The 8,596-nt window shown below is 64.3% G+C and carries 9 protein-coding genes; 5 read left to right on the forward strand and 4 right to left on the reverse strand.

Features of this window, described 5'->3' with window-relative positions; translation table 11 throughout:
* The first annotated feature begins 28 nt into the window (after positions 1-28).
* From FNJ47_RS01735 to FNJ47_RS01745, 3 genes are all read left to right on the forward strand, one after another.
* Positions 29-1,354: an LLM class flavin-dependent oxidoreductase gene (locus tag FNJ47_RS01735; RefSeq protein ID WP_163149873.1), complete on the forward strand. Its 1,326-nt coding sequence runs from the start codon at positions 29-31 to the stop codon at positions 1,352-1,354.
* 128 nt (positions 1,355-1,482) lie between these two features.
* Positions 1,483-1,650, forward strand: a complete 168-nt coding sequence (rpmG, locus tag FNJ47_RS01740; protein ID WP_027537094.1) for a 50S ribosomal protein L33 — start codon at positions 1,483-1,485, stop codon at positions 1,648-1,650.
* Positions 1,651-1,758: 108 nt separating this feature from the next.
* Entirely contained in the window at positions 1,759-2,289 is a 531-nt protein-coding gene (locus FNJ47_RS01745; RefSeq protein ID WP_163149876.1) for a hypothetical protein, read from the forward strand.
* Here FNJ47_RS01745 and FNJ47_RS52755 read toward each other — a convergent pair.
* From FNJ47_RS52755 to FNJ47_RS01760, 3 genes are all read right to left on the reverse strand, one after another.
* A complete protein-coding gene (locus FNJ47_RS52755) occupies positions 2,286-2,417 on the reverse strand; it encodes an inositol phosphorylceramide synthase regulatory subunit KEI1 (RefSeq protein ID WP_244485707.1) in 132 nt (43 codons plus the stop codon). The two genes, FNJ47_RS01745 and FNJ47_RS52755, sit on opposite strands and share 4 nt — an antisense overlap.
* A 71-nt stretch (positions 2,418-2,488) precedes the next feature.
* On the reverse strand, positions 2,489-3,886 hold the full coding sequence (locus tag FNJ47_RS01755; protein WP_163149882.1) for an ammonium transporter: 1,398 nt from the start codon (positions 3,884-3,886) through the stop codon (positions 2,489-2,491).
* Positions 3,887-4,338: 452 nt separating this feature from the next.
* Positions 4,339-5,571, reverse strand: coding sequence for an MFS transporter (locus FNJ47_RS01760; protein ID WP_163149884.1), 1,233 nt, complete (start codon positions 5,569-5,571; stop codon positions 4,339-4,341).
* Positions 5,572-5,704: 133 nt separating this feature from the next.
* On the opposite strand from FNJ47_RS01760, the gene FNJ47_RS01765 reads away from it, so the two are divergent.
* Positions 5,705-6,301, forward strand: coding sequence for a TetR/AcrR family transcriptional regulator (locus tag FNJ47_RS01765; RefSeq protein ID WP_163149886.1), 597 nt, complete (start codon positions 5,705-5,707; stop codon positions 6,299-6,301).
* 135 nt (positions 6,302-6,436) lie between these two features.
* Positions 6,437-7,642: a serine hydrolase domain-containing protein gene (locus tag FNJ47_RS01770; protein ID WP_235999289.1), complete on the forward strand. Its 1,206-nt coding sequence runs from the start codon at positions 6,437-6,439 to the stop codon at positions 7,640-7,642.
* 137 nt (positions 7,643-7,779) lie between these two features.
* Here FNJ47_RS01770 and FNJ47_RS01775 read toward each other — a convergent pair.
* A partial coding sequence (locus FNJ47_RS01775; protein ID WP_163149888.1) for a diguanylate cyclase occupies positions 7,780-8,596 on the reverse strand: 817 nt, incomplete at its 5' end.

Consider the following 8,596-nt stretch of genomic DNA (forward strand, 5'->3'; position numbering starts at 1 on the left):
CTAACGACATCAAGAACGGAACGGGGCAATGGCGAAGCGTCAACTCAAGCTCGGCGCATTCATGCGGCCGATCAGCATTCACACCGGCGCCTGGCGCTATCCCGGGGCCTGGCCCGACGCCAATTTCAACTTCGACCATATCAAGCAGCTGATCCGGAAGCTCGAGGCCGGCAAGTTCGACGCCTTCTTCATGGCCGACCATCTGGCCGTGCTGAACATGCCGATCAATGCGCTGAAGCGCAGCCACACCGTGACCTCGTTCGAGCCGTTCACGCTGCTCTCGGCGCTGGCCGCCGTCACCGAAAATATCGGCCTGATCGCAACCGGCTCGACCACCTTCGACGAGCCCTATCACGTCGCCCGGCGCTTCGCCTCGCTCGACCACATCTCCGGCGGCCGCGCCGGCTGGAATATCGTCACCACGTCCAATCCGGACGCGGCGCTGAATTTCGGCCTCGACGATCACATGGAGCATGCCGAGCGCTACAAGCGCGCCCGCGAGTTCTACGACGTCGTCACCGGCCTGTGGGATTCCTTCGCCGACGATGCCTTCGTGCGCGATGTCGAGTCCGGGCTGTTCGTCGATCCCGACAAGATGCATGTGCTCAATCACAAGGGCAAATATCTCTCGGTCCGCGGCCCGCTGAACATCGCCCGCCCGGTGCAGGGCTGGCCCGTGATCGTGCAGGCCGGCGCCTCCGACGACGGCAGGCAGCTTGCGGCCGAGACGGCGGAAGCCGTGTTCACCGGCGGCGGCAGCCTGGCGGACGGACAGAAGCTCTATGCCGACATCAAGGGCCGCATGGAGACGATCGGCCGCGATCCCGAGCATCTGAAGATCCTGCCCGGCGCCTTCGTGGTGGTCGGCGACAGCGTCGAGGAAGCCAGGGAGAAGCGCGCACTGCTCGACAGCCGCGTGCACTACGACAGCGCGATCGCCTCGCTTTCGGTGATCCTCGGCACCGACGCGTCCGGCTTCGATCCCGACGGGCAATTGCCGCCGATCCCGGAAACCAATGCCAGCAAGAGCGGCCGGCAGCGCCTCGTCGATGTCGCGGCGCGCGACAAGCTCACCGTGCGCCAGCTCGCCCAGCGCGTCGGCGGCTATGGCGGGCTTGCCTTCGTCGGCACGCCGCAGACCATCGCCGACCAGATGGAGGAATGGCTGGAGGGGCGCGGCAGTGACGGCTTCAACATCATGTTCCCCTATCTGCCGCAGGGGCTGTTCGAGTTCGTCGACAAGGTGGTCCCGGAACTGCAGAAGCGCGGGATTTTCCGTAAGGAATACGAAGGACGGACGCTGCGGGAGAATTTGGGCCTGCCAAGGCCGAAAAATCGGTTCTTCGAGGGGTAATTAGCCCGGAATCGGGGTGGTTTTGGCTCGGAAATCCTTGACTTTGAGCGGTTTGCAGCTAGTTTCCCGCCCAAACGCGGGCCGATTTGGCCGGCTCCCGATATCCCCCGATTTTCGAGGTTTTGCACATGGCCAAGGCGGTCACCATCAAGGTCAAGCTCGTATCGACGGCCGACACCGGCTTCTATTACGTTGCCAAGAAGAACTCGCGCACCATGACCGACAAGCTGGTCAAGAAGAAGTACGACCCGGTCGCGCGCAAGCACGTCGAGTTCAAGGAATCCAAGATCAAGTAAGATCGCTTGCTTTCGGTGTTCGAACGGGGCCCTCGCGGCCCCGTTTTTGCTTTGTAGCCAAGCGTCATCCCGCATGCTTCCCGGGCAAGCCTCGGGCGCAGGGCTCACATGATCGCAAGCTTGGACGAGGGAAACGTCGGCGGCTACTCGGTCGCGTACGGCCGCGAGGACATCTACTTTCCGGTCTATGCCACGGCCGCCCTGGCCGCCATCTTTCTGACCGCGACCTGGATCACCGGCGCGATCTATTGGCTGGCGCCGGCAGCGGCAGCTGGCGGCTTCACCTATTACAACATTCCTCTGCTGGAGGCCGGTCGTCCGACCATCGGGGCCAACCAGTACGGCATCTTCATCCAGGCCTTCGGGCTGATCCGCTGGCGCGCCATCACGCGCATCGACCTCGTCGAGATCGCCGAGCGCGCGATGACCGTTCACGAGTTGCAGATCGCACTCAGCGGGCCGCTCGGCAGCGCGCTGGTGGCCGATTGGCGCAAGCGGCCGGCCTATCGGCTCCTGATGCGCCTGCCGTGGCGCATGGACCATCGTGGCGTGGTCCGCGTCGATCTCGAGCCATTCGACCGGACGCCCGACGAGATCCACCGGACGTTCCTCAGAATGTGGCGCTACTACCGCAGCTAGCGGCCGCCGAACGCCTCATCGGGCAGATGCGCGTCCGCGATGCGTGCATCTGGATTGTGCGTGATGGTCATGAACCAAACGAGGCTGAAGAACAGCGACCACGCTGTGTTCCAATAGAACCAGTTCATCGGATCACCTCGAACAGCTTTGATCCGCGCCGGCCGGCGAAGATCGCCGACCGTGCGGAATGCCGCCAAGTCTACTGCACGACCTCGCCGTGCAGTGCCAGATCCAACCCTTCGCGCTCGATATCCCGTGTGACGCGAAGCCCGACGAAGAGATTGATCACGAACAGGATGATCAGGCTCACGACGGCATCATACACGAAAACCGTCGCGACGCCGATGCACTGATTGAGAAACTGTCCGGCATTTCCCTCCAGAACCCCGGCCGTACCGCCATACTGCTCGACCGCGAAAACCCCGGTCAGCAGCGCCCCGACGATGCCGCCGAGGGCATGGACGCCGAAGCAGTCCAGCGCATCATCGTAGCTGAACATGCGCTTCAGGCCGGTGCATCCCCAGTAGCAGCAGACGCCGGCGGCGATGCCGATGGCGAAGGCGCCGACCGGCCCGACGAATCCGGAGGCCGGCGTGATCGCGACGAGGCCCGCAACGGCCCCCGAGCAGATGCCGACGACGGTCGGCTTGCCCTTCAATGCCCATTCCACCAGCATCCAGGTGAAGCCCGCCACCGCCGTGGCGATCTGGGTCACCAGCATGGCCATGCCCGCCTGCATTCCAGCCGTGACAGCGGAGCCGGCATTGAAGCCGAACCAGCCGACCCACAGCAGCGACGCGCCGATGAAGGTCAGCACCATGTTGTGCGCCGGCCCCGTCTCGACGCGCTTGCCGAGCATGATGGCGCACATCAGGCCGGCGACGCCGGCATTAATGTGGACGACGGTGCCGCCGGCGAAATCGAGAACTTTGACATACGCAGCGTCGTTACCCGCGGAGAAGATGCCGTCGGGCCCCCAGACCCAATGCGCGATCGGCGCGTAGACGAAGATCGCCCACAGCCCGATGAACCAGAGCATCGCGGAGAACTTCATTCGCTCGGCGAACGCGCCGGCGATCAGCGCCGGCGTGATGATGGCGAACGTCATCTGGAAGCAGATGTAGACGGACTCGGGGATGGTCGCGGCAAGTGGATTGGGATTGCCGATGCCACCCTTGCCGATGTCGCTCAGGATGTCCTTGAGGAACATGCGATCCAGGCCGCCGATAAACGGCGTGCCGGCGCGGAACGCCAGACTGTAGGTCAGGACCGCAAACAGGATTGTGACCAGGCAGGTGACGGCGAAGCTGGTCATCACGGTATCGCCGACATTCTTCTTGCGCACCATGCCGCCGTAGAACAGGCCGAGGCCCGGGATCGTCATCATCAGGACGAGCGCGACTGACGTAAGCATCCAGGCGGTGTCGCCGGAATTCGGCGTGCATTTCTCGAGAATCTTGCCGCCGCAGGCCGGCGGCGCCGCCGCATCCTCAGCCAGCGCAAGGTTGCTGAACAACAGGCAAAGAAACGCCACTCCCAGCAGCGCAACCACGATTCTCACGAGCTTCGGGCGCGTGTATGTCGCAGACTCCATCATCGTCCTCCCATCACAAGAAATGCTGGTGTTCGGAAATGGGCGCAGCGCGTTCCGGCGCCGGCGACGCTGAAAGCGCGAAGCAGCGAAGTCGCTGCGGCATCAGGCCGGATGCGAGGCACAACGGGCCACTGCTCGGCGGCGCGGCGAAGGCCGTGGTGCGCGGATGGCGGGAGAATGACGGCGACTAGCCTCATCGTGGCCAGCCCTTCCCATAGGTCCCCACGCCGGAACCCGCAGCGACGGCTTCCGGCACGATTTGTAGCCAATTCAATCAAGATTCGTGCCACCGGTGCATGCCGATCAACACGTTGAACACACTACAAATTCGATCCGGGCGCAGAACGGCTTCACGCTCCACTGTACGTTCTCGCAGCAAGTCTTCGATGAAAAAATAGGCAGCAGCCGGCGACTGCCCACGAGTTGGGCAGTTGCCGGTTTGCCGGGATCGGAAGCTATGCGGCCTTGAGGACCGGCGGTTGCGCCGGCCGGATCAGTGCGAAGGCAAGCTGAATGATGCCGCCGGCGAGGCCGAGCGCGACGCCGATCCGCCAGGCCATCGTGTAGGAGCCGAGCGAGTCGTAGATCACCCCTCCTCCGTAAGCGCCGAGGAAGCTGCCGACCTGGTGGCTCATGAAGGCAAGGCCCTGGATCATCGCCTGCCAACGCAGCCCGAACATCTCGGCCACCGCGCCCGCGACCAGCGGACCGACGCCCATCCAGAGGAAGCCCATGATGGCGCCGAACAGCAGCGTCGAGCCCGGCGTCGCCGGCAGCATGAAGTACCAGGCGAGCGCGAGCGAACGCAGGATGTAGATCCCACCCAGCAGCGCCAGCTTGTTCCAGCGCTGGCCGGCCCAGCCGAAGAACAGCGAGCCCAGCACGTTGAAGCCGCCGATCATGCCGAGCGTCTGCGCGCTCAGCATCGGGTCGAGCCCGCAGATCGCCAGATACGACGGCAAATGCGTGGTGAGGAAGACGAGCTGCATTCCGCAAACCATGTAGGCGCAGGTCATGACCACGAAGGATGCGTTGCCGAACGCGGTCTTGGCCGCGGTCGCCGCGGTGGCGTTGCCGATATCATCGGCCGCCGGCTTCGGCAGCGGAATCTTGTCGACGCGACCGGCATACAACGCGGCGGGAATCATCCCGATCGACAGGATCACGAACCCGGCAAGCCCGACGCGCCAGCCGAAACCTTCATTGAGCATCTGGCCGATCGGCGCCGACAGCAGCGCGCCGAGCGAGCCCGCGGCGGAGACCATGCCGAGCACGGTCGAGCGTATCGTCTCCGACACCGCGCGCGCCGCGACCGACATGGCGATCGCATTCGCGGTGCAGGCGAGCGAAAGGCCGATCAGCACACCGGCGCCGATCATGATGGCGACGAGGCTATGCGCCGTCGTCATCAGCACGAGGCCAGCGATATAGGCCAGCGCACCGACCACCATGATCGGGCGGAAGCCGTAGCGCACCGTCATCGCGCCTGCCAGCGGCTGCAGGAAGCCCCAGGCGAGGTTCTGCACCGCGAGCGCCAGCGTGAAATGCGACACCGAAATACCGATGTCGTGCGTCAGCGGCTGCATGAAGATGCCGAGGCTCTGCCGCAGCCCCATGCTCAGCGTGAGCATGATGGAGGCACCGATCAGAATGGGAAGCGTGGGACGCAGGACCTGCAGCAGGGGCATTGTTCTTGTTCTCCCATGACGGCGCGGCACGAGTGCCACGGCCTGCGATTCACGCATGTTTTGGTTACACAGACCTGTGTACTTAGGCTATACAGGGGACCAACTGTCAAGCGAAGAGGATCACGGCCGGCGCATGGCTTCCCCGCCTCCCAAACAGACCATGAAAGAGCGGATCCTCGAGACCGCCGACAAACTGTTCTACCTGCAGGGCATTCGCGCCATCGGCGTCGACACCATCGCGGCCGAGATCGGTATCAGCAAGCGCACGCTCTACAATCACTTCCCGTCGAAGGACGCGCTGATCGAGGCCTATCTGCAGCACCGCTTCGTGCAGCCCCGTCCCTCGGACAAGCCGCCGGCCGAGCAGATTCTCGCGACCTTCGATTCGCTGGAGCGGCGCTTCTCGGCAAAGGACTTTCGCGGCTGCCCGTTCGTCAACGCGGTGGCCGAACTCGGGCCGGAGGACGAGGACCGCACGTTCCGGAATATCGCAATTGCCTTCAAGGAAAGCCGCCGGGTCTGGTTTCGCGATCTGCTGCAGCAGCTCGGCGTCGCCGATGCCGAGGGACTTGCGACCCAGCTCACGCTGCTGGTCGACGGCTCGATCGCGCAGGACCTGGTGCGCGACGATCCGGCAATGGCGCGCGCAGCCAGAGAAGCTGCACGCGTGCTGCTGGCGAACGCGGGGGTCAAGGTTGCCGGCTCCGCGGACAAGAAGCGCAGCGGATAAATCCGGTTGCGTACGCAAGTCCGGTTTGGTTGTTAGCGTTGGCGGCGGCATGCGACGGCATTCCCATCTGCATATTCCGTCCGGCGAGATTGACAGCGACCGCACGACAAACTGCGGCACAACTGGGGAACGATCATGGAAGATCTGAAGGTGACGGCCACCGGCTACGATTTCGCGCCGGCGCGCGCCGCGATGCAGCGCTATATCGACAGCGATCTTCTGTCCGGCATCTCCTGGACAGTTCTGGTCGGGCGCGACGTCGCCGACACGGGCTGCGTCGGATGGGCCGACAAGGAAGCGCAAACGCCGCTGCGCACCGACCACATCTTCCGGGTCTTCTCGAACACCAAACTGATCACCTCCTGCGCGGCGCTGTTGCTGTTTGAGGACGGCCGCTTCCGGCTCGACGACCCGATCGAGACCTTCATTCCGCAACTCGGAAACCGCAGGGTGTTGCGCCCGGGGGCGACGTCGATCGATGACACCGAGCCGGCGCAAAGTTCGATCACCATCCGCCAGTTGCTGAGCCACGGCGCCGGCTTGAGCTACGGCTTCTTCGATCCCGGCACCGTCATCTTCAAGGCGCTCAACGAGCGCGGCGTGCACAATCCCAATACGACCTTGGCTCAGATGGTGGATGTACTGGCCGATCTGCCGCTGATCTATCAGCCGGGCACGTCGTGGGAATACTCGCTCGCGATCGACGTAATCGCACGCCTCGTGGAAGTCGTCAGCGGCCAGCGCTTCGACAATTTCATCAAGGCGCGCATTCTCGATCCGCTCGGCATGGTCGATACCGGCTTCGTCGTCCCCGAACAGGACCAGGGTCGCCTCGTCGCGTACTACGCAGGGGCGGACCTCATGGAGCCGATGAAACCCGGCCTCACCCGCACCGACAATGCGCCCTTCCCCGGCGCCTATCTGCGCCCGATCGCGAGGCTCAATGGCGGCGGTGGCCTGGTCTCGACGCTGCCCGACATGGTTGCACTGATCCGCAGCCTGCTGCCGGGAGGACCGACGCTGCTGAAGCCGGACACGATCGCCGCGATGACGTCCAACCAGTTGCCCGAAGGACAGTGGATCCGCTTCGCGATGATGGGCGAACAGCCCGGCAAGGCGCACGGACTTGCCGGTGGTCTGATCCTCAACCCCTCGCCGATCGATCATCCCGATGCGGCCGGCGAATTCTACTGGGGCGGCGTCGCAGGCACGCAGTGGTGGATTTCTCCCAAAAAGGGCATCGCCGGCGTGATGATGGCGCAGCGCCAGATGGCGTTCGTCCATCCGTTCTCGTTCGAGTTCAAGCGGATGGCGTATGACGCAGTGAAACGCGGACGTTAGCGTTCCTGTCGTCGCCCGCGGAGGCGGGCGACCCAGTATTCCAGAGGCGGTGACGCTTGAAGCGAGAGGCCGCAGCGTACTGGATAACCCGCTTTCGCGGGGTATGACGACTGTTGGTACGGAGAGTGTGACGCGTGCTACGCCGCCGCCGAAACCACGCGGTTGCGGCCGTCGTGCTTGGCGCGATAGAGCGCGGTGTCGGCGCGCTTGAGCACGTCGGAGACCTGCTCGCCCTTGCGTTCCAGCGTGGTGAGCCCGATCGAGATCGTGACCGTGATCCGTTTGCCGCCCTTGTCGACGGTGAACGGCTCGCCCGCGATCGAGCGGCGCAGCCGTTCGGCGACCATGCCGGCGACATGCAGATCGGTCTCCGGCATCACGATCACGAACTCCTCGCCGCCATAGCGGCAGGCGAGATCGATGCCGCGGATCGACTTGCGGATGCGGACGGCGAATTCGCGCAGCACATCGTCGCCGGCATCGTGGCCGTAGGTGTCGTTGATCGCCTTGAAGTAGTCGATGTCGAGGATCATCAGCGCCAGCGGCTTGCCGCGGATCGAGGCCTGCTCCGCCAGCGTCGCGAGGTGGCTCTCCATGTAGCGCCGGTTGTTGAGGCCGGTCAGCGCATCCGTGATCGCCATCTCGATCGAGTTCTGCACATTGTCACGCAGATGATCGGTGTAGCGGCGACGGCGGATCTGGGTGCGCGCACGCGCCAGCAATTCGTTCTTGTCGACCGGACGCAGCAGGTAGTCGTTGACGCCGATCTCGAGCCCGCGCATCAGCCGCGCGTTGTTGTCGGCATCCGAAATCGCGAGGATCGGCACCTGGCGCGTGCGCTCGAGCGAGCGGGCCTGGCTGCACAGGCGCAGGCCGTCGAAATTGTCGAGGCTGAGCGACACGATCAGCAGGTCGTAATTGCCCTCGGCGGCGTGGAACAGGGCTTCCGACGGA

Origin of the sequence: Bradyrhizobium uaiense, assembly GCF_010811875.1 — a bacterium.
GTDB classification, from domain to species: Bacteria; Pseudomonadota; Alphaproteobacteria; order Rhizobiales; family Xanthobacteraceae; genus Bradyrhizobium; species Bradyrhizobium uaiense.

Coding starts and splice junctions, on each gene's coding strand:
- rpmG (WP_027537094.1), top strand. CDS start 1,483: ATGGCCAAGGCGGTCACCATCAAGGTCAAGCTCGTATCGACGGCCGAC.
- FNJ47_RS52755 (WP_244485707.1), bottom strand. CDS start 2,417: ATGAACTGGTTCTATTGGAACACAGCGTGGTCGCTGTTCTTCAGCCTC.
- FNJ47_RS01765 (WP_163149886.1), top strand. CDS start 5,705: ATGGCTTCCCCGCCTCCCAAACAGACCATGAAAGAGCGGATCCTCGAG.
- FNJ47_RS01755 (WP_163149882.1), bottom strand. CDS start 3,886: ATGATGGAGTCTGCGACATACACGCGCCCGAAGCTCGTGAGAATCGTG.
- FNJ47_RS01735 (WP_163149873.1), top strand. CDS start 29: ATGGCGAAGCGTCAACTCAAGCTCGGCGCATTCATGCGGCCGATCAGC.
- FNJ47_RS01770 (WP_235999289.1), top strand. CDS start 6,437: ATGGAAGATCTGAAGGTGACGGCCACCGGCTACGATTTCGCGCCGGCG.
- FNJ47_RS01760 (WP_163149884.1), bottom strand. CDS start 5,571: ATGCCCCTGCTGCAGGTCCTGCGTCCCACGCTTCCCATTCTGATCGGT.
- FNJ47_RS01745 (WP_163149876.1), top strand. CDS start 1,759: ATGATCGCAAGCTTGGACGAGGGAAACGTCGGCGGCTACTCGGTCGCG.